16 protein-coding genes are annotated in these 19,904 nt (G+C 55.7%); 6 read left to right on the forward strand and 10 right to left on the reverse strand.

From position 1 onward, the window contains the following. Positions 1 to 6: 6 nt before the first annotated feature. The 6 genes from Poly21_RS12595 to Poly21_RS12620 all read right to left on the reverse strand — a co-directional run bounded on the left by Poly21_RS12595 (position 7) and on the right by Poly21_RS12620 (position 7,368). Positions 7 to 4,557: a WD40 repeat domain-containing protein gene (locus Poly21_RS12595; protein WP_146407374.1), complete on the reverse strand. Its 4,551-nt coding sequence runs from the start codon at positions 4,555 to 4,557 to the stop codon at positions 7 to 9. A gap of 61 nt (positions 4,558 to 4,618) precedes the next feature. Next, entirely contained in the window at positions 4,619 to 4,867 is a 249-nt protein-coding gene (locus tag Poly21_RS12600; protein WP_146407375.1) for a hypothetical protein, read from the reverse strand. Further along, a complete protein-coding gene (locus Poly21_RS12605) occupies positions 4,864 to 5,148 on the reverse strand; it encodes a type II toxin-antitoxin system HicA family toxin (protein ID WP_302118791.1) in 285 nt (94 codons plus the stop codon). Before Poly21_RS12605 ends, Poly21_RS12600 begins: the two co-directional genes overlap by 4 nt. Before the next feature lie 283 nt (positions 5,149 to 5,431). Further along, entirely contained in the window at positions 5,432 to 5,782 is a 351-nt protein-coding gene (gene arsC, locus Poly21_RS12610; protein WP_146407376.1) for an arsenate reductase (glutaredoxin), read from the reverse strand. A gap of 201 nt (positions 5,783 to 5,983) precedes the next feature. Next, complete coding sequence (locus Poly21_RS27490) at positions 5,984 to 6,139, reverse strand: SGNH/GDSL hydrolase family protein (RefSeq protein WP_302118792.1); 156 nt, start codon at positions 6,137 to 6,139, stop codon at positions 5,984 to 5,986. A 569-nt stretch (positions 6,140 to 6,708) separates the two neighbouring features. Next, on the reverse strand, positions 6,709 to 7,368 hold the full coding sequence (locus Poly21_RS12620) for a MerC domain-containing protein (protein WP_146407377.1): 660 nt from the start codon (positions 7,366 to 7,368) through the stop codon (positions 6,709 to 6,711). A gap of 481 nt (positions 7,369 to 7,849) precedes the next feature. Here Poly21_RS12620 and Poly21_RS12625 point away from each other — a divergent pair, with 481 nt between their 5' ends. The 4 genes from Poly21_RS12625 to Poly21_RS12645 all read left to right on the forward strand — a co-directional run bounded on the left by Poly21_RS12625 (position 7,850) and on the right by Poly21_RS12645 (position 11,939). Continuing rightward, a complete protein-coding gene (locus tag Poly21_RS12625; protein ID WP_146407378.1) occupies positions 7,850 to 8,281 on the forward strand; it encodes a Fur family transcriptional regulator in 432 nt (143 codons plus the stop codon). Between the two features lie 362 nt (positions 8,282 to 8,643). Then, the gene (locus tag Poly21_RS12630) at positions 8,644 to 9,225 is read left to right on the forward strand and encodes a TetR/AcrR family transcriptional regulator (protein WP_146407379.1); all 582 of its coding nucleotides are present in this window, start codon (positions 8,644 to 8,646) and stop codon (positions 9,223 to 9,225) included. 291 nt (positions 9,226 to 9,516) lie between these two features. Beyond that, on the forward strand, positions 9,517 to 11,013 hold the full coding sequence (locus tag Poly21_RS28310; RefSeq protein ID WP_367302550.1) for a haloacid dehalogenase type II: 1,497 nt from the start codon (positions 9,517 to 9,519) through the stop codon (positions 11,011 to 11,013). A gap of 77 nt (positions 11,014 to 11,090) precedes the next feature. Next, positions 11,091 to 11,939 carry an alpha/beta fold hydrolase gene (locus Poly21_RS12645; RefSeq protein WP_302118793.1) on the forward strand — a complete coding sequence of 283 codons (849 nt, stop codon included), beginning with the start codon at positions 11,091 to 11,093 and terminating at the stop codon, positions 11,937 to 11,939. A 190-nt stretch (positions 11,940 to 12,129) separates the two neighbouring features. On the opposite strand, the gene Poly21_RS12650 is transcribed toward Poly21_RS12645, so the two are convergent. After that, entirely contained in the window at positions 12,130 to 13,344 is a 1,215-nt protein-coding gene (locus tag Poly21_RS12650; RefSeq protein WP_302118794.1) for a Gfo/Idh/MocA family protein, read from the reverse strand. Positions 13,345 to 13,573: 229 nt separating this feature from the next. Continuing rightward, a complete protein-coding gene (locus Poly21_RS12655) occupies positions 13,574 to 14,509 on the reverse strand; it encodes an NAD-dependent epimerase/dehydratase family protein (RefSeq protein ID WP_146407382.1) in 936 nt (311 codons plus the stop codon). A 252-nt stretch (positions 14,510 to 14,761) separates the two neighbouring features. Between Poly21_RS12655 and Poly21_RS12660 the strand changes: the two genes are divergently transcribed. Both Poly21_RS12660 and Poly21_RS12665 read left to right on the forward strand, forming a co-directional pair. After that, positions 14,762 to 15,580, forward strand: coding sequence for a hypothetical protein (locus Poly21_RS12660; protein WP_302118795.1), 819 nt, complete (start codon positions 14,762 to 14,764; stop codon positions 15,578 to 15,580). Continuing rightward, positions 15,577 to 16,656: an HTTM domain-containing protein gene (locus tag Poly21_RS12665; RefSeq protein WP_146407384.1), complete on the forward strand. Its 1,080-nt coding sequence runs from the start codon at positions 15,577 to 15,579 to the stop codon at positions 16,654 to 16,656. The genes Poly21_RS12660 and Poly21_RS12665 overlap by 4 nt, the downstream gene beginning before the upstream one ends. 33 nt (positions 16,657 to 16,689) lie before the next feature. Here Poly21_RS12665 and Poly21_RS12670 read toward each other — a convergent pair whose 3' ends face one another. Together Poly21_RS12670 and Poly21_RS12675 are read right to left on the reverse strand one after the other, a co-directional pair. Further along, positions 16,690 to 17,709 (reverse strand): HAD family hydrolase, encoded by a 1,020-nt coding sequence (locus tag Poly21_RS12670; protein ID WP_146407385.1) that lies wholly within the window; start codon positions 17,707 to 17,709, stop codon positions 16,690 to 16,692. Between the two features lie 264 nt (positions 17,710 to 17,973). Continuing rightward, positions 17,974 to 19,443 (reverse strand): hypothetical protein, encoded by a 1,470-nt coding sequence (locus tag Poly21_RS12675; protein ID WP_146407386.1) that lies wholly within the window; start codon positions 19,441 to 19,443, stop codon positions 17,974 to 17,976. Between the last annotated feature and the right edge of the window lie 461 nt (positions 19,444 to 19,904).

Raw genomic sequence — 19,904 nt, forward strand, 5'->3', positions numbered from 1 at the left:
CAGAGTTTACATTCCAAAATAAATCCGGTGACGAACGACCAATTGCCGGAGTTTCGAAAGTCTTTCCGCGTCCTGTTCTCGCTGGAAGAGTTTCTCTGCCAATTCGAACCAACGCGTGCTGGTCCTGTCCTTTGCATAGTACGCATCCATTCCCCGTAAGACTCGATCAGGATCGAATCGCATGAAATCACTGGCGGGTTGCCCGCTCGGGTAATAGCGCGCAGAACTGACGATCAATCTGGCGTACATCGCGTCGCCGTCGTTGCCACCCAATTGGTCGCAAACTCGATCGATGTAGTTCTCAAAATCACCGGGGTTCCCGTGCCACCGTGGCAGCAGATAGTTCACTGCTGCAGAGTGTACCTCCAAGCTATTTTTCGCGGGCGTTTCCATCGCTCGTCGGGTCAACTCGCCCACCGCTGTTTTAGGAGCCGACAGCCCCGTGGCGAATGACACCGAAAGCGAGAACACTCTCGTGGCAGGTTGCTGCTTCTTCAGCAACGGTTTGATGTGATTCAGTGCGACGGTTAACTGCTCGTGATAGGTTTGCATCCCTTCATTGGTAACCGTATTGACGAATCCGCTCCCACGCGCTGCCCATGCCAAGTCGCTGTGATACTGAGCACGCAGCATAGGGATCACGATGGACTGCGGCATCCGTTCGCCGGCTCGCTTCAACCACAATTCTCTCCGGATCCGAGGATCGCCGCCGTGAACCCAGCCATATTCTTGGGAGACGAGGTAGAGCGCATTGAGAAACTCTTCACTTAACTCGTCGGGATATTCACCCACGTCCGCGATCGATGGTGTCCGCAGGTATGCGAACACAGCATCCAATTGATCGATCCGATCGTCGTCGATCAGATCCTCCGCCAAGACGCGGAGAACGCGATCCGCGTTGATTTGCTCTGGAGCCACGGCATGAATCCATTGGTCGCCTCGACGGAACACCATCGCCTTGCCCCGCCCGGCGATCATCACCGGACCAGTCAAATCGCAATTCACGGATTCTACGACGCCCATGGGGTGGCCGTTGAAATCAACGTGCGACACAAACGCATAAGGATCTTCCGAACCCGCCAATCCAGGAAGCATCCCCATGATGCGAATCAGTGGAATCCCTTCGTCGGCCTCGACGTTCTTCATCCAGTGAGGAATGATGCCCAACTGACGTTTGGCTTGCACCAACTTTCCTTCCTCGACACCGAAGTAGATGGCCCAGGGTTGTTCCACCGTGCTGACCCAAGCCCTGTGATCCAAGACCGCCATTTCGCGAATTCTTGGAAACTTCTTCAGTCGATTTTGGTTCGCGATCTTTCCTGTGGTTTCGTCCACCTTTAACAGGTACATGTTCTGATCGCTCGTCGCGATAAAGTTTTGCCCGTCGCTCGAACACCACAACTCTCGGGTCATGCGTTCGTCTTCGAGTAACTCAATGCGAGAACGTTGGACTTCCATCGATGCCAAATTCAAGAGGTTGAACGATCCATCGTGGGTAGCGAAGGCGAATCGGTCGCCGTCGGCGCTTTGCGTCGATACCAAGGGTTGCTTGACGGCTGGATAACTCGCCAACTTGGTTTGCTGCTGCAGATCCCAAACGGTCAAAACACCACTTTCAAATCCAATCAATTGGTTGTTGTCCGGCGACAGATAAACTGGGTGCTGCTCATCCCATTGGCGTGGGATTCGATGGATGGTTTTCCCGGCTGAGTCCACCACGGCAGGATTGTTTCCTGTAACCACCATGCACGATCCATCCACTGAAATCTGCCGCACGGTCTGGCCTGGACTCAGCGTTAACTGCGTTTCTTTCCATTGGGGTGAGAAACCACGCCGCAGCACCTCCAAACGCTGCCGGTATTCGGCATCGAGAGTGGCTGGACGCTCAATGATCTCATCTTCGGTAACCGGCAGAGCCAGACGCTCATCGACTTGATCGTCCCATTCAATTCCATGTTCGCGGCGGTACAACTCCGCCCGCAGCTCCGATCCATCGACCGGATGAAGTTCGTCCACGGACAATTGGGTCAGCAGCCCTTCCTCGTTTTCCACATCGATGTAGTAGCGATTCGCACGGATTGGCGTGCCCGGTCGAGTTGTCCGCCCGTCCGCCCGTCGAATCGCTCGATGGGTGATGGTGGACGGATCCAGTCCGGCCGTCCTGCCCGCTTTCCCTTCCTGGCGAAACTCAGCGGCGAGCTCCTCCATCCTCTCCAGAGCATGTTCCTGGAACAAACCGCGTGCGATGCGAAAATGGACACCTAAGGAGCTAAGCATGATCACGTCCTCGCCATCAAAACGTTCAAAATGAGCGGCCAAATGGTCCTTTGAGTCCGCCAAATGCCAAGTCTGAAAACTTGCTGGCTTCGGCAAGTTGCGTAGTTCCCCCTCCAGCTCTCGCCGAAGTTTCTCCTGGAACTCATTGACCTTTTGCGTCGCAGCATACTCGTCCTCCGTCGAAACCGTTCGTCTCACCTCGGACTCCGAACGAAATTGCACATCGAGTTCGAGTTGCTCCAAATGTGAGAAAGCGGCTTTCGGGATCGATTGACGTTTGCCTTCCCAATCCGTGAACTGCCACTCGTCGTTATCGCTCCAGCTCGGATCCTCCGCTGGCGGCAACGGCGCCTTTCCGACCGACCCGTAGACCCGCAGGGTAGGAACACTGATCGGGATGGCTTGGTTTGGAAACTGCTCTTTCAGAGCCTGCCATTGCTGGGACGCTTGCTCGTTGCTGCGGTCCGTCATTAGCTCCGTGTCAATCAGGAAATCAACTGTTCCATCGCGGATGATCCAACTATCGAGATGTTTGCCGACGACAACGCCGTCGAAACCAATTTGCGTCTGGTAAAGCGGTTGATGCCAGCTCACGGACCAGTCTTCCATCGATCTCGCCGAGGGGAGCTGCAGTCCAAAGATTGTTTTCTGCTCAAAATGTTCCTGCAGCTTGATCCACTGGAGCCGCTCCTCACGAGAGGCTTTGGCAATTTCAGGCATTCGCTTGGTTGATGAGCCAGGCTCGGATTCCAGCATCATCAAGTTCATCTCCATCGCATCGGCGTAATGCAGTTGATCCGCTAGCAAGACCACCGGTGTGTCACGGCCGGCCATTTTGACCTTTAACTTTGTCTCGCCCGCGACTTCCAGTGGTTTGATGAAAAGCAGGATCGCGTGAGAACGTCGGACGATGAAATATTCGGAATGCAGGGAAGGGCGTTTTGCCTTCGGATGGGCCTCAAAGTACTCGTTCATTCTTTGGACGCTTTGTTCGGCGACCTCTCGCCAAGGCTCGTCCAATTCCGTTTTTAAAACCGCTGCCGTCACGTCCTCCCCTCCGACCTGATAGACATAAAACGGGTGTCTCTCGCCGATCAGCGTCGCGGTAACACGAGAATTGGGATCGGTGTCTTTGAGTCGCCAAACCACCGTCGTATTGAGGTACCGCAGTGGATCCCGCTCCACCAGCGACTTGCGTTGATCGCTCCAAATTTCCGCTACTTTCTCAGCGGAAACGTTGGCGTCGGCCTCGTGCAACTTTCGTTCGAAAAGCACCCGCCGCAGATCCAATTCAGAGGGTCCGTTGAACGAACCGAGCGATTCCCACCGCTTGATCCGAAACTTGCGAAAGCGAGCTCGTTCGGGTCGATGATCTGGAACGGCCCACGAAACTTTGCTCTGCGAAGGATCCGCTTCGTCTTCCACAATCTCGAGAGGTTTGCCTGGACCGAGCATCCCCAACCTGCCCGGCCAACACCACAGATCCGATTGTTCCAGACCGGGAATTTGCTTCACCTTTCCGGACTTCAGCCAACCACCTGCCCGTTCGCGATCAACGTCGGCGAGCAAGTTTTTGCGGACACGAAATCGAGCCATCACGGGATAGGAGGCATACGGTTTCCAAATGCGACCAAAGACATACGTATCGTCGACCTCACCGAGCAGCTCCGCTCGAAACGCCACGCCAGGATCCTGGGTCTGCCAGACCGAAAGCTCGCCGAGAAGCTGACGTCGTTTTTGAATCAAATCACGCTGTTCACCCGTGAACGATGTCAACGGAATGGCGATCAACGCTTGCTGAATACTCCAAAACGACATGTCGTCGTCAACCGACAACAAACTCGCGTTGTTCAGCTCTCGATCACCTTGTCTCCACGGCTTGGCACCTGCATCGCGAATGGGAAATTCCTGCCGAAGCCGGGTGACCAACTGTCGCCAAGGTCCGAGTGTCTTCTCAATGAGTTCGCGATCCGATTCGCTAAACTGCCTTGGCGGAAACGACTGGATTCTCTGGAATCGGTCTTCGATATGGATCCAATTATCAGGACCGATCCACTGGACCAGCCGCCCCTGAACTGGACCACGATCCTCCAATTGCCACTCGCGAAGTTCGGTCACTTTGGGAGCATCTTCGGCGCGGGCGCTCAAGACGACTTTGGCACCATCGGCGATCGCAGACGGTGTCAGGCCACCGAGCAATTGCGCCTGTGCTGGCAAGCCAAACCACAGCACACAAACCGACATCAATATCAAGCGTTGGACAAGAGATCTTGTCGTCATTGCAGTCACCAGAATCAAGAATGGATCGATCGAATAAACAGCTCGCCTCTACACTGTTGTCTCAACTCGTTGCAGTTGTATTCGTAATCGTATTTGCCCAATCGTATCCCGATGTTATCGGTGGCAAGGGTTTCCTCTCAGCTTCGTAAAGCTCTATTATTTCTTTGACGATTCGGCAGAGTTCTGCGAAAACCAACTTCTCGTCACTGCCGTGACACCCACCGTAAAACAGATTGGGGCAGCTACCGACGAAGCAGTTATCTTCGTCGGACCATTCGACCAACTTAACGTATTTTGCAGCTTTGTTCATGACCTAGATTCCTCGATTGCTTTGCGAACGGGCCGCTCCTGATATGCCTTCGCATCGTCTCCGACCTTGCCAGAAAGCGTGAGCGGTTTGACAACCTTTGGATGGATGAAGTTTCGATGGCTCCCTTTTTTGCCACGATTCTGAAATCCCGCTGCGTGCAAATCAGCAATAAGTTCGCGAATCTTCTTTGGCACCTTTACATCCTTTTGGCGATCAACATAAGCACGATTGTATCCCTTCCACAAACCGATTCCAAGCAAACCGGATGTCAATGCTCTCATTCCAGCAGTTTTCCGCACCCGCTCCGCCCTCAACGAGCGAGTTTTAACCAGGATCGCGGCTTCTTACCGACGACAGCGACATACTCGTGTGCGTCGCTATTGCTCCGCACTGGTACGATCAGGAGTGCGCAAGACCGGCATTCGGAGGCGAGCAAGGGGAACGGAGCGGAGGCCCAGTCCCCCAGTCTTTTGTTGGATGCAAGGAAACCCATTTCGATTTCGTTGGGGGCGACCTGCCTCATCTAGCCTCGTGTCAGCTGGTCAAATACCTGTCGCTGCCTGTCTACTTTTCGAGAATCTCAACCACATTTTCGAGCGGGCGACCGATCGCGGCACGCCCCTCGTGAACGACAATGGGTCGCTCGATGAGCGCGGGATACGAAGCGAGGATGGCGATCCATTCCTCGTCCGACAGGTCTTGCTCGGCTAGCTTCAGATCCTTAAACAGTTTCTCTCCTTTCCGCACCAACCGCGCTGGTTCGATACCAAGCAGCTTCACGATTTTTCGAATCTCTTTTTCGCTGGGTGGCGATTCCAAGTACTTGACAACCTCGAATTCGAGCCCCCGTGAACTTAGCAGCTCGACCGCAGCGCGAGATTTCGAGCACCTCGGATTGTGAAAGACTGTCGTCATGATTTCCCACCGGCATCCAAAACAGATTTTTGCATTTTGACTTTGCAGCAACCACTTGCCGCAGGCACTGAGGTAATTGTATCCGTATAGCCAGTCAGTTCGAGGGCTCGGGGAGACTGGAGGGGGTCGGCCGCGAGCGTCCGCTCAAACTCAATTCGAGAACAACAAATGTCGCCCAAACGCATCTTCCGTATGTTTGAACTACAGGGCGTTTAGAATGGATTCCGTGACCTGCTGTGCGATCCTCTGATAACCCTCCTGGGTATAGTGGACATTACCGGGACCATCAAACTGGTCGGTAGCAAACGTCTTGGTCAGCTCGTGCAGATCATTGGTACCGATGCCGTGCTTTTTCATGACCCTCGCAGCCGCTTCATTGTACTTCGCGTCGTCACCCTGAATACGACCGGCTTCCTTTTCCGGAACAATGGTAGTGGATCATCCGACCAGTGCGTACTCGGTGTTGCCGGAGGCTATTCAGGCAGGATTCAAGTGTCCAGTAATCATAAAAACGTCCTCGGCAAACCGAAGTCCGCCGGGTCCCGTCGGCGCTTTTGACTCACGGTGTATGCAGGGGATCGTGGGCAAGTTATGCAGGGGATTGTGGGCAAGCAGGGATGCACTTTGTCAAACCAGCCCTGCGGTAGAGATCGACACCGGTGCTACCGGCTCTCTCAGTCTACTGTCAGTAGAACTTGCAAACAAACCCATCCTTTGACACTGGAGTGATGCCTGAAGGAGAATTCGGCGCACACTTCGGCTGGATGAGCGGGGATTATTGCCTCGTAGACGATCTCAGTTTCTGGTTAACATTTCCGTAACCGTGGGACATCGATCAACGTCTCCCGCCCCAGGCACGTCGCCGGCCAGCGAGGGTCACAGGCAAAGCGGAGTCTCGCGCTCGAGCATGCTGCGCCGGGGGCGCGTCATGCAGTTTGTACGGGATTTTCGCAGCACCCGCAAAGGCATCCCCAGCGACGGTTCAGCAAGTGTGCGCAAACCAACAGAATTCCGCCCAACGGTGTAATCCAGAGTGCAAACGGCGCGATGAAGGCTTGCATACCCGAGGCCTCCGGCTTGCCGTTGATGGCCGACTGGCGGCTTGATTTGAGCTTGTTGGACGTGCGCTCGGTCGATGGGGGCAAAGTGGCGGTGCCCTCCGCTGCGGCACAGTGCTCGCAACACGCATCAGTGCACACGGTGGGCCCCGTCGCCGCGATGCCCGGTGTCGCGCAAGCGGCACAGCAGTCGCCAGCGAGTCCAAAGGCGGCACCGGTAATGAGCACCAGTCCCAGGCTGGCGACGGCCATCGGTGTTTTCCGGCGATGCTTTCGCCAACCGGGAACAAATGCAGCGATTGCGATCAAGAAGCATGCCAGTGCCATCCATTGATGAAACGATTCGTCGGCCAGGAAGCTGAGCCCTAGTGCAGGTAAGAACGCAATCACAAACGGCATCGCCGCACAATGAACCGCACATCCGATGGATGCCATGATTCCAATCCAGTCGCGCCAGGTCGAAAGGGTTGCGGTTTCGAGAGAGCGAAGCGGCAACACAGGCGCCGTTTCGTAAGGGATATCGCTCATTGTTCAGGCTCCATTGAGTTGTCGGGACGTCCTGTTCCACCGTTGGTAAGGGGATGGAGTGGATCGCTACGTAGAAGAGTGTTCGCAGTTCTATTTGCCTTTCGGTGCACATGCACTTCGGTTGCATTAAAGAAAGCAGGCCCGTGGATGTCAACCCGAAATGCAACAGTGATGCAGGTGCATTTGCGACAAAGAGTTAGTAGAGGCCTTGTTGCGGGGGGGCACGCATCCAGCTACGGAGAGGCAGGGACGGAAAGGCCCGTGATGGAGAGGCCCGGCCTGCTGTTCCGGATTCTCTGATCACTCTCAGGGTCATGATCGCGACCGCACCGCTGGGCCGTCACACGGCCATCGCGTTCACCACTACGACGGCGCATTCGCAAGTCGCCAATCGCGGTTTGTATTTGCAAGAGGATTGCAAGGTGCTATGATGCGGAGTGATCTTCGAATCCTGGTCCGGTTCATTTTTTAGGTTAACTCTGTGAGCAAGTCGTCTGAGTCGATTGAAGCAATCAAGCAGGCGATCCGTGATGCGGGGTTGCGAGCAACTCCCGCGAGAATCGCCACGCTCGTCATGCTTCGGGAGGCGAACGCTCCGTTGACCCACGCCAACGTCGCCGAGCAACTGAGTATCAGCGGCATCGACAAAGCGACTGCGTTTCGCAACTTGAACGACATGGCTGACTCGGGATTGCTGCGCCGGACGGAATTGGGGGATCACGTTTGGCGATTTGAGGCGATCGCGGACGGCGACCATGATCAATCGGCTCATCCGCATTTTTTATGCGTTGATTGCGGAACCGTCTCTTGCCTGGATGAGGTGAAATTGACCGCGAGCAGTCAGCGCGAGAGCGGCAAAGTCGGTGAAGTGACCGAAATTCTGCTTCGAGGCCATTGCAATGCATGCCGGTAGTCCATGCCGGAGAAGTCACGTCCGGATCTTGCGATGGCCCTCGCTGACTGACGGTAGTGTCTCTCGGTAGCGAGCAAAAATCTCGACAAGTTGTCGGCTCGCCGTACCGTACCCCAGAATTTCGGGAGACTGGCCGCTTGGGACGCTGCGTTGCCGTTCAAAAACGCTGCGTTTGACAGCATGGAGTTCGGGGGACTTCTGCAAATTTGAAATGACCGGGGAAGACCGCCCCTGCGCACGCTGGGGCATTGGCCACCGTGCTGCACTGACGCCGTTTGCTGAGTAGTCTCCCAAGTGTTGACCGATCGGTCTAAACTGCGTAAGTTTGGTTACAGCAGGTACAATTTTCGCGAGACAAAACCATGCCGTGGGAAAAATCATTTGACGAGTCCGATGTGATCGAGCGGGCGATGGAGGTCTTCTGGGAAAAGGGGTATGCCGCGACATCAATCTCTGACATCACGAGTGCGACCGGAATCAAGCGTGGCAGCCTCTACAACGCATTCGATGGCAAACACGATATTTTTATTCGGGCGCTTCAGAAGTATGGTGACGAACGCCGGACGAGCAAGCTACAGATATTGGAAACCGTCGACGATCCTTGTGAAGCAATTGCGTTGTTCTTCGACTTTACGGTCGAGAGCACATTGAATGATCCCGAGAGAAAAGGGTGTTTGCTGTTCAATACCGCGCTTGACTATTCATTGCACGACGACGATGTGAAACGAGTCGTTTCCGATGGAATTCAGGAGGTCGTCACATTTTTCGAACGGCAAATCACGCGTGGCAAGGAACGCGGAGACATTCCCGACACCGTTGAAGTACGGCCGACCGCGAAAGCCCTCGTCGCCTTGGTGGTTGGGATCCGAGTACTGGGGCGTGGGGCGATTGAGAAAACAGCGTTGCGGCAGATTTCTTGTCAAGCAATCCGTCTGATTTCATAGGTAGTGGCTGAGATTCTCAGCGGGAAGTTCTGGCGAAAGTCGACGGGCTTTTCTGGGCAGCACGCTTTCACGGGCTTTCTCAGACGCTAGGGTGGGACCCCACATGGTCTTGGAAGCAGTGCGGATCGAAGAGTGTTTCGTGCTGTCAAAAAATACGAACATACTATTTTCCCCGGCATGTTAAATGCTCGCTATCCGCGTTGGTTTGTGAGTGCCACGCAGGTGGAACGTTTTGTCGTGACGATGGACTGCCGTAGCTTTCCGAACATGCCATCAAATTGGAGAAATGAAATGAAGACAAGATCAATTTCACTTGCCGTTTCCATGTTCGTAATGGGGCTCACGGGCAACGCCTATGGGCAGGTAGCCAGTGGCGCCGTTTCAACTCGAGGGGGACAACCGATGCCCACGCCCAAGATTTTGATTTTCGACGTCAATGAAACCCTGCTGGATCTGACGCCGCTGAAGGCGTCTGTCGGTGAAGCTCTCCACGGCCGGGAAGACCTTTTGCCGCTCTGGTTCTCGACGATACTTCACTACTCGCTAGTGGAAACTTTGAGCGGTGAGTACCATAGCTTTGGCGAGATTGGAACGGCTGCCTTAATGATGGTTGCCGAAACGAAAGGCATTGAACTCACTTCTGACAGAGCGAAGGAGGCAATTGTCACACCACTCCGTTCGCTTCCGCCACATGCGGATGTCATCGCGGGACTGAGAGCACTCAAGGATGATGGTTTTCGGATCGTGAGTTTGACCAATTCATCGGCGATCGGGGTTGAGACGCAATTTCGAAATGCGGGGTTGATCGATCTGTTTGAGACGCGTTACAGCGTGGACAGCGTAAAAAAATTCAAGCCGCACCCAGACACCTACCGCTTCGTTCTCAAAGAATTGGGCGTGCAGCCAGAAGAGGTTCTCATGGTTGCCGCACACGCATGGGACTTGGCTGGCGCAAAAAATGTCGGTCTGCAAACCGCGTTCATTGCTCGTCCCGGTAAGACACTTTATCCAAACGTCGCTAAGCCCGACTACGTCGTGAGCGATTTAGCGGAACTCCAAAAAGCCTTGAAAGTGTCGTCGCAACGAGATCAAGCGAACTCGCTTGAAAAGCCGAACGCACCTACAGCGGTAGGCGATACCGCATCGCTTTCGGCGCAACTCCAAGAAAAGGCTGCCGCGAACGCGGCAAATTATCCTGCGGACGTGGTGCAGACCTACGCGCAAGGTATCGAGATCGTCCGGGCGACCGACATCGAAGAATCTGCAAAGCAGGTGGGGGAGATGGCTATCGACGCCCAGCTTTCTGGTTGGAAGGGCGAGCAGGTCAGGCTCAGTGACCTGTGGCAGGACGGGCCCATTGTATTGATGTGGTACCGAGGAGGTTGGTGCCCTTATTGCAACCTCCAACTTCGCGCCATGCAACAAGCCATCGACCAGATCGAACATGCCGGAGCCAAGTTGGTTGTGTTGACACCGGAGTTGCCCGAAAAGGCGAGAGCGACGGCCGAGGCGAATGAACTAGACATCGTGGCATTGCACGATAGGGACAGCGCCGTTGCAAGAAAGTATGGCCTCGTGTTTCAGCTGCCGGAAGTGATCATTCCGGCCTACCGCGACAAGCTCAGGTTGCCCGAATACAACGGCAACGATGCCATGGAGTTGCCGCTTTCCGCGACGTACGTCATCGACAAGTCCGGCAGGATCACATTTGCGTTCCTTGACGCTGACTACAAGAAACGGGCCGAACCGGCGGATGTGATCAAAGCAGTTCAGGCCGCTGCTCGCTAGCAGTCACTCAAGTCTTGTCGCGATTTAGTGACAAGTGAAATTAGACTTCGCCACTACTTTTTTCTAGGAGAATGAACGTGAATCATCAAACGTTTCGTAGCCGTCAAAAATCAATTGAAATTAATGGCATCATCGATGAGTCGCTCACGGTTGCCTATACCGATGTCGGCAAGGGTGACCCAGTGTTGCTACTGCACGGAATCCCAACGTGGTCATATCTGTTTCACGAGATCATCGAGCCGCTATCGGAACGTTATCGCGTCATCGCGCCGGACTTGATCGGCTATGGGTACTCGGATCGTCGGGACCGATTTGATCGCTCGATCGCGGTCCAGGCTGATGTGATCGAACGCTTTCTCGCTGAGCTCGATATCGAAAGTGCCCATTTCGTTGCCCATGACATTGGTGGCGGCGTCGCCCTGATTCTCGCCGATCGCGTGCCGAAACTCGTTCGTTCGATGGTGCTTTCCAATAGTGTCGCCTACGATAGCTGGCCTGTTGATGAGATGCTCACGCTGGGCCATCCTCGCAATGCGAAGATGAAGCCCGAAGAGATGAAGGAGCTGTTGGAGAAAGCGTTCGAGTTCGGTTTGTCACGCCCTGAAAGACTGACGGACGAATTTCGCGAGGGAGTGATGGCGCCATATCTGGATCCAGAGGGAATCGTCAGCTTGGTACGTAACGCATCGAGCCTGAATACGAACCACACTACGCCGTTGACCGATCGATTGAGTCGAATGTCTCAACCGACACGCTTGCTGTGGGGCGTCGACGATCGTTGGCAACCGGTTTCGACCGCTGAACGCTTGATCAGGGATATGCCCCATGCGGAATTGCACCCGATTAAGAATTGTTCGCACTGGGTGCCTCAAGACGCTCCCGAAGATTTCACAGCCTTGACTCTCGATCTGTTGAATCAGTTTTAGCAAGGCGATCCGTGCGATTCACGAGCTCGCTGAAAAGCGGTTGCCCGAAACGGACGATCCCGGGTCTCACCGGATCGACGTGGGCGAGCGATGACGCCTGCACGCCCAGCCGGAATCGGCTCCGGCAGACTTCGACGCACCCCAGGACGGATGAGCAACTCAATGAATTGCTGCATCGTTGCAGAAAGAGCTAAGCCTGCCGAATCAATTCGCCGCTTTGCACGGCGGTTCGCCCCAGGATGGCCGCGGCCGTGCTAGCGATCGCGTGCTCAAGCTCGAACGGTGCTTCTCCAGCGCGTAGGCTTGCGATTAATTCGTTGAACTGACGCTGCCAGCCTTTGCCTGGGATTTCTTTGGCCTCGCTTTGCCAGATCAGTTTTCCGTCGGAGTTGTGAATGGCGGCGCGCGACATATCACATGTCCCGTGCGTGCCATGGAAGAACTCGCCCAGGTTCCGGCCACCTCGCGTTTGACGACACTGTGAGATCATTGGGAAGTTGTTCGGGTAGGTAAACTCGATGAGCTGGTATGCCGACACGTCTCCACTGGCATTCCCAAACCCCTGGGCCGCGACGGGACCGTGGCCGAGTACCCAATTCACAATATCGAGACTCTGTACGTGTCGATCCTCTTGGGAGTCACTGCTGTAGGTACGCGCGTAAATCAGATCGCCGATAACACCGTCGCGCAGCTTTGCCACGCACTCGCGGGTGCGTAGTTCGTGCCGTCGTTGATGACCGACGGCAACAGCGAGTCCGGAGGTTTGGGCCAACCGTCCGGCGTCTGCGATACGTTGCACATCATGGCTATTGATTGCGATTGGGCATTCCATGAAAACATGTTTGCCCGCCCGGACAGCTTCTTCAAAGTGCCCGGCACGGGATGCGGGCGGAGTCGCCAAGATCACGAGGTCCACGTCACTCGCGAGGACTCCACGCCAGCCATCAGGGCCGACGAAGCGGCGACTACCCACGTCCACGCTGTCACGATGGCGTCCTTTGACGGTCCTGTATGCTGTCTGCAGTTGACTTGAGGATGTGTCGGCCATGGCGACCAAATGGACGCCGGAAAAATCATTGCAATCGCTTAAGCCATTCCGGCCTGCCGTGATCGCTTCGATGACGGCAGCTTTGCCGCGGGCGCCGCAGCCGATCAAGCCGATGCGGATGCGATCGCTACCGCCTAAGTGCACACCCGCGTGCGCGCCAACGTTCGCCAAAATCGATCCACCCGTCGCCACCGCAGCCGCACCGCCCAGGGCCACGGTGCTGCCCAACGCCATGGTGCTCCGCGCGAAGAACTCTCGGCGGTTTCCAGCAACGCGTTCCACGTGAGCTGCCAGCGGCGAGGACGTTGGCGGTGAGCCCGTATTACGCTCGCGCGAGAGGGGTGTTTTCTTGGTCAAAAGACTGCGATCGGGGCGGGAGAATCAGGTGGGCGGGTGAGAAATGAAGCAGGTTAACCGAGACTGGTGTCGGCGGAGTGCTCAGTCAGCAGTCATTGCAAAGCAAGGGGGGCGTGCCGAACCAGGACCCTGAGCAGCCGGTTCACGCTGCCGACGCCATTTCTAAACGTAGAAGCAGGTGTCACTTATTATACGCGGCAAACGAGTCGATGGGCACCATAAAACGCTGTCAAATCATCTTGTCCAGCCCTGTGCTGAGCGGCGTGAGCGGGCGAGCGAGGATTTTTTTCATTTTCGTAATATCCGGACAGCGACGGGTCATGTCACCTTCAGCCAGGGGATCAGTGTGCACGATCCGAGATTTGCTGCCGACTTTGTCGATGATCCGTTGGGCGAGGTCGAGCACGCTGATTTCCACGTCGCTGCCGATATTGATGATTTCGCCAGCTAGAGATTCATCGGCCAAAATCCTTTCAGTCGTATCGAGATTGTCTTCGATGTAGCAAAACGTCCGTGTCTGCGACCCATCCCCATAAATCGTGATGTCGCGATTGGCGCGGGCTGCTGCGATGAATTTGGGGATCACGAAATCCGTCGTCTGCTTTGGTCCGTAGGTGTTGAAAAACCGGAAAACGTTGAAGGGTAAGCCGAACTCTTGATGGTAAGAACGGAAATACGATTCACCCAGGTTTTTGATGATGGCGTAAGGCAACCGAGAGTTGAGCGGCGTCGTCTGTTCGTGTTGAGGCAGCTCGACCGGTTCCCCGTAAACCTCACTGCTGCTGGCGTAGAAGACTCGCCGTACGCCGGTGTTTTTAGCCAGCAGGAGCACGTTACGAATCCCATCGATGTCGCGAAGTACCGCGACCGGGTTGGCCAACGTCCGTTGCACGCCGACGAGTGCGGCGTAGTGAAATACCACATCGAAACGATGCGCCGTCATGATCGGTGAGAGATCGTTCAGATCGTTCACGTCCGCTTTGATGAAGCGAAAATTGGCCGGCGGCGGTGTCGGTAGTTTTTGCAAGCTCCCAGTAACTAAATTGTCCACCACCACGACCTCGTTGTGCGGTGACGCTGCCAATCGACATGCGAGCGACCCGCCGACATTGCCCGCCCCGCCGGTGATCAAAATTCGTTGGCGTGCGGCAGGCTGATGAGGCATTGATGGAGAACTTTGCGAGGGAGAGCTGGAGTTGAAAACCAAGAGATTTCGTGCCGATCGTTGGTGAAATTTAACAGATGCCAGCAGCAAACCGAATCGGGGGCGCGGTGAATCCATCAGCCACCATCAGGTTATCGCCACCAAGGTGTCATGTGCGGCTATACATCCTTGCCAGAGCGACTATTTTGGGAACTCCGATTCCAACGCCCTGATTCGTCAGTTTTTTGCTTGTCCATGCCCTCACCTCCTCCCTTGTCACGACGTCTCCGGGTGATCCTGAGCGTATTGATTCTCGTTCATTTGGCCGCGGTCTTTGCACCTCCGATGGCTTTCCAGAGTCGTGGCCCGCGCGGGTTGTCACCCTCGGTATCGAATCTGCTCGCGCCGCTGGCGGCTTATGGTCAATTCCTATATCTGGACCGCGGATACGCGTTCTTCGCCCCTGACCCAGGCCCCAGCCATCTACTGCGCGTCGAAGTTGGGGGCGCTGATGCAGGTGGAGCGGCCGCGTCGAGTTCTGCCGCAGCGGACGCTGCCGAGATTCACTGGTATCCAGATCTGAACGAGCAGTGGCCACGACTGTCGTACCATCGCCATTTCATGTTGGCTGAGTTTCTCAATGACTCCTACCAACCGCAGCTGCCCGCCGATGCGGCGCAGTTAGTGGGACCTGAATTGCCGCTGGGTGAACTGCAGGTGTGGCGGTTGGGTCGCCGACGCTACGACATGATCCTCGCCTCGATGACCCGCCATCTGCAAACCGAATTCGGTGATCGTTCGATCAAGATCGACCGTGTGGAACACCTACTACCTGATTTCGTGGCCTATGCTTCCAGCCCGGTGCCGCTCGACGACCCCGCGGCCTATGTCGTGCTCGAGGACATCCCGATCAGCATGGAAGCACTGCTGGACGTGCAGCCCGAGACCTTACCGCCAGTGTCTCCGCTGCGTACGGCGCCTGACGAGGTGGTCCCGAATGATTCCATGCCCGGTCCTGTTCGCCCCGCCAGACAGCGGTTATTTCGCGACGACCCCGGTTCAGATGGTCCCGTGGGAGGACAAACCAAATGAGCCGACTCTCACAATTTGTCGCTGAGCAGCGACGTCAACTCAAGCAGTCAACACTTGAATTCGCATCCGCTTGGAATGCGTTTTGGTTCTGTCCTCGTCCGATCGAGATCCTGGCCTTGCTGCGGATTATTGCCGGGGCAATGTTGCTGTACACGAACCTGGTGCTGGCAGCGGATTTGGGAACATTTATCGGTGTCGATGCGTGGATCAACAACGACACCGCGCGTGCGCTGCACGATGGCAGCCTGGGTGAAGCCACCGCCGCGTGGTCTTACCTTTGGAGTGTTGATAGCTCCGCATTGCTGTTGGTCCATCAACTGATGGTGATCCTGGTATCGGCGTCATTCATGCTCGGATTATTTACCCGGATCACAGGACCGCTGGCATGGTGGTTTCAACTGATGATTGTGCATCGATTACTGGGGAGTCTATTCGGGCTCGATCAGATTCTGACCTATTGCGTGATGTATCTCGCGTTCACACCTTGCGGCAGTGTTTTTTCGGTCGATGCGTGGTTGCGACGCCGGATCATTGGTAATTCTCAGCGGCCTGTTTCGAAAGTTTTGGCGTGGCTATGGCCTGAAGAACGGCCGACGGTAACAGCGAATGTTGCCACACGATTGCTGCAATTGCATCTCTGCATGATCTATCTGTTCGGAGGGCTGGCGAAAGCACGTGGCCAGATGTGGTGGGATGGTACGGCGTTGTGGTATGCCGTGGGGAACTATGAATATCAGTCATGGGACGCAACGTTCATTGCGGCCTACCCCAGCCTGTTCACTGCTCTGACGCACGTGACGTTGTTTTGGGAGATTTTCTACTGCGCACTGGTGTGGCCGCGCTGGACGCGTCCATTCACGTTGGCGATTGCGGTAGCCGTTCACGCTGGCATTGGGCTGGGGTTGGGGATGGCGACATTTGGAATCATGATGATCGCCGCCAATGGAGTCTTCATCAGCCCCGAATTGATCCGGCGTTGGCGGCGTTCGGACCGGCTGGTGGGCGATGCCGACAGCCACGCAAGCGGTGAGGGCCGCCGCACGACAGATCAGGCCGCGGGACTGGCAATCGAGTGAACCGCTGCGGCGGCTCCCACGATCACTTTCGTCTCACGGTACAGACGGAAAAATCTGATTCCAGTTTTCCTTCATTCCGATGACGATCCAGCCGTTCTCGGTGGCGTCGTCCATTAAAGATTGAGGAAACGTGCCTATCTTCGAGTCGGGCAATCCGCCTGCGGGACCGTAGGCGTACTCACGCTCGGCGTCGTTGTGGTAGACGAGCAATCCCAAGCGTGCCCCGCTGCCGCCCGTGGTGTACTGCAGCATTTCGAGGTCGCCTGTAGAGTTACCGACCGCTAGGATGGGACGCTTGCCGATGTGTTGGCCAATTCCCACTGGCTTACCAGCTTTATCGTCGACGAAGTTTACCTTCGGTAGCCGCATGAGCACGGGCTGGCCGTCAACAAACTGGAATTCGGTCGCGATGCTGGAACCAACGACCTGGGGTGATGAAATGCCGTACACCCTTTCGGTCCATGGACGCATGAACTCGATGCCGCCACCCGACACGATAAATGTTTTGAATCCATTTTCACGCAGATACTTAAGCAGTTCGAGCTGGGGTTGATAAACACACTCCGTGTAGAGTCTTTTGAAGCGAGGGTGCTGGGCCGTCGAGATCCAGTCGCTCGTGATCTTGTCGAAGTCGTCGCTCGTCATGCCGGCGTGGGTGGCTGCAATGATTTGCTCCAACGCATGTTTTCCACCGGTCTTCAGTGTTTCGAGGTCTCCATCGAGAACCGATTTGTAAGGCTGTTGCGTTTTCCATTCGGGGTGCTGAGGTGCCATGGACCTGAGGCGGTCCAAGGCGAACGCCAATTGCGTGTAGATGGGTTGCTCGACCCATAGGGTGCCATCATTGTCAAACGTGGCGATCCGGTCGGACTCGGGTACAAAGTCAGCGGAACCTTCGTTGGTCACTTTCGCGACAAAGCCTAGCACTGCTTGTTTCGCACTGGAGTCGTTCCATGCTGGCAGCGGGTCGGCAGCGATCCCGGGACCGGCCAAAACAGTGAAAATGCCCAGCGTCACGGCGACGAGGAAGGGGGGGGTATGGGAACGTTTCATAGAGCGAATCATGTCCTGGAATGGTTCATATCGCCACCAACGCAGTGCCTAGTCAGTTCTGTCGCTGAGGCAGGGAGGATCGCACTCGCTGAACGACCAAACACGATCGAGTGCGTGCTGGGTTCAATAAGCGGATTTTGCAAGAAGTGGAATCCTATGATAGTGGATTCCAGGCGGTGCGCGTGCGGGTGCCAGATAGGGGCAGGGCGCGGGTGCGAGTTAGGTGCAGGGGACGGACGGGCGGCCTCGAGAGTGAGGCCGCGATTACCTCGTGCTGGTGGTCGTCAGCGAGTTGACACGTGACTGGATCCTGCCCTGAATCTCAGCGAGTTCGCCTTCGAGGGACTGATTGCTGCGATACAGCTGGACCAATTTCTCGCGAGTTTCTTTCAGTTCGACGCGAAGTTTCTCGTTATAACCTTCGATTGCTTTACGCTCGGTTTCGGTTTGGTCAAAATCTTGCTCGAGAAGCAATTTCTCCGTCTGATAGGAGGCCAGCATGCTGACGGTGGCATCAATGGCACGTTGCAGAACTTCTTTTTCGAAGCCCAGGATTTTACTGCGGTTTTGTAGATCGGCGATCCGCAACCGCATCCGCCGTAGCACAAAGCGATAATCATTGAGTGGTCGGAGATAATATTCGTCGACCAGTCGGGCCACGCCTTCAGCCCGCATGGCATCGGCAGCCTCTTTCTTGACGAGTAACAATTCTCCCTTGGCCAGTTTGACCTCACCTTTGCTATCGCCACCCACTTTCAGCCGGCTATCAGCCGCTCGGCCACTACCATCGAAGAAGCCTTCTACCAAGGCACCACGTTCGTCCAGACTATCGACAGTAATGGTGTAGGGTTTGAGGAATTCGACTTTCACCCATCGCGACAGTGGGGGGTCGTCGGCGCGAGATCGGGAGCCGTCACGAAGGTAGTTCTCGCGAGTCTCTTCGGAGGTGTTTGCTAGAATCGTATTAATCAGATCTTCGTCAACGCGTCCAAATACATTGTTGTCGTCCGGGACGCTACCCTCCGCAACGAAGGGCATGTGGCCGTCGAGCGGGAGCAGCTCGTAAACCGACCAGCTGCTGGCTTTGCCGTCTTGAATCAACTGCTGCTGGTCGGCCATCAATGGACCGGTGGGCGACAGTGTGACCTGGTTGGGTGTGCTGCTGACGACTCGGAACTCCCCTAGGTAACCCACCGGGACAGGTACGTCGATATTGGGTCCACGCCCTTCACCAAATCCGTACACCACCATGCCTTCAGCGATCAAGGGACCGGCTTCCGCATCGGGCTTGGGAGCCTCGGCCTCCAATTCTTCGCCGGGGGCAGGTTCCTGAGGTGGGCGCGTCAGGACAATGGTGGGCTGACCGTTGAAGTTCGAGTTGCTCAACCGCAGGCCACGCCACCGTCGACCAGCTTCCAGTCCGATCGCAGCCAGCTTTTGCGACATTGGTAGCACACCCTGTTCGGACAGGGGGTTGTTCCGATCGCCATCGCGAAGCTCTTTTTGTTCGGTTTGAGCTTTCTCTAAACGAGCGTCGAGCTCCTCTTTTTTCTTGTACCACGCAGAGCGGCTTTTCAGGGCTCCGGCGACGGGGAACACGAAAACAACGGCCAGGATGGTGGTCATGATGATCGCCACCATCTCATACCATCGCCATGTAGTGGCTGCCTTCCAAAGCAAGAATGCTTGGGCCAACACCAATACGATCAGTAGTCCGAGCAGGGCGTACGACATCGAATAGTAGACAAGAGGAGTGGAGGGCGAACGGAGATCGAGGCACTAAGCGGGTCGGAGGAAGTATTTCGGCATAGCTCGCTCAGCGGCGTGGGCAGGGCCCGGCGTGTTTCGCGTTTCCGCGATCTATCGAGGACGCGGTCAAACGGAAATCATTCGTTGGATAGGCTTAGTTTAGTTAACAAGTCTAATCGACGAACCGACCCTGCTGCGAGAATTTCACCAAGTTTTCCAAACCGAATGGCTTACCCGGCAGATCGAAGCCCGCTAATCGCTACATTTTGCCCATCACGCACGAGGTGCACCGGCCTGGTGGGGATGTACCGTCTTTTCGCTCCGCAACGGTCAAGACAATTACTCCTCCCGTCCGAACCAAGGTGATGGGAGAATAGCCGCGTCACGGATGACGCATTCACCCGTTTCGATCTGACGATCTGCCATGGATGGTATTACGTGACTAA

The sequence above is a fragment of the Allorhodopirellula heiligendammensis genome, from assembly GCF_007860105.1.
Taxonomy (GTDB): Bacteria; Planctomycetota; Planctomycetia; order Pirellulales; family Pirellulaceae; genus Rhodopirellula; species Rhodopirellula heiligendammensis.

What these genes read in the sequence shown, in the direction of transcription:
- Poly21_RS12595 (WP_146407374.1), bottom strand. Translation starts at nt 4,557, where the DNA reads ATGACGACAAGATCTCTTGTCCAACGCTTGATATTGATGTCGGTTTGT.
- Poly21_RS12665 (WP_146407384.1), top strand. Translation starts at nt 15,577, where the DNA reads ATGAGCCGACTCTCACAATTTGTCGCTGAGCAGCGACGTCAACTCAAG.
- Poly21_RS12620 (WP_146407377.1), bottom strand. Translation starts at nt 7,368, where the DNA reads ATGAGCGATATCCCTTACGAAACGGCGCCTGTGTTGCCGCTTCGCTCT.
- Poly21_RS12670 (WP_146407385.1), bottom strand. Translation starts at nt 17,709, where the DNA reads ATGAAACGTTCCCATACCCCCCCCTTCCTCGTCGCCGTGACGCTGGGC.
- Poly21_RS12630 (WP_146407379.1), top strand. Translation starts at nt 8,644, where the DNA reads ATGCCGTGGGAAAAATCATTTGACGAGTCCGATGTGATCGAGCGGGCG.
- Poly21_RS12605 (WP_302118791.1), bottom strand. Translation starts at nt 5,148, where the DNA reads ATGAGAGCATTGACATCCGGTTTGCTTGGAATCGGTTTGTGGAAGGGA.
- Poly21_RS27490 (WP_302118792.1), bottom strand. Translation starts at nt 6,139, where the DNA reads ATGAAAAAGCACGGCATCGGTACCAATGATCTGCACGAGCTGACCAAG.
- Poly21_RS12600 (WP_146407375.1), bottom strand. Translation starts at nt 4,867, where the DNA reads ATGAACAAAGCTGCAAAATACGTTAAGTTGGTCGAATGGTCCGACGAA.
- arsC (WP_146407376.1), bottom strand. Translation starts at nt 5,782, where the DNA reads ATGACGACAGTCTTTCACAATCCGAGGTGCTCGAAATCTCGCGCTGCG.
- Poly21_RS28310 (WP_367302550.1), top strand. Translation starts at nt 9,517, where the DNA reads ATGAAGACAAGATCAATTTCACTTGCCGTTTCCATGTTCGTAATGGGG.
- Poly21_RS12655 (WP_146407382.1), bottom strand. Translation starts at nt 14,509, where the DNA reads ATGCCTCATCAGCCTGCCGCACGCCAACGAATTTTGATCACCGGCGGG.
- Poly21_RS12675 (WP_146407386.1), bottom strand. Translation starts at nt 19,443, where the DNA reads ATGTCGTACGCCCTGCTCGGACTACTGATCGTATTGGTGTTGGCCCAA.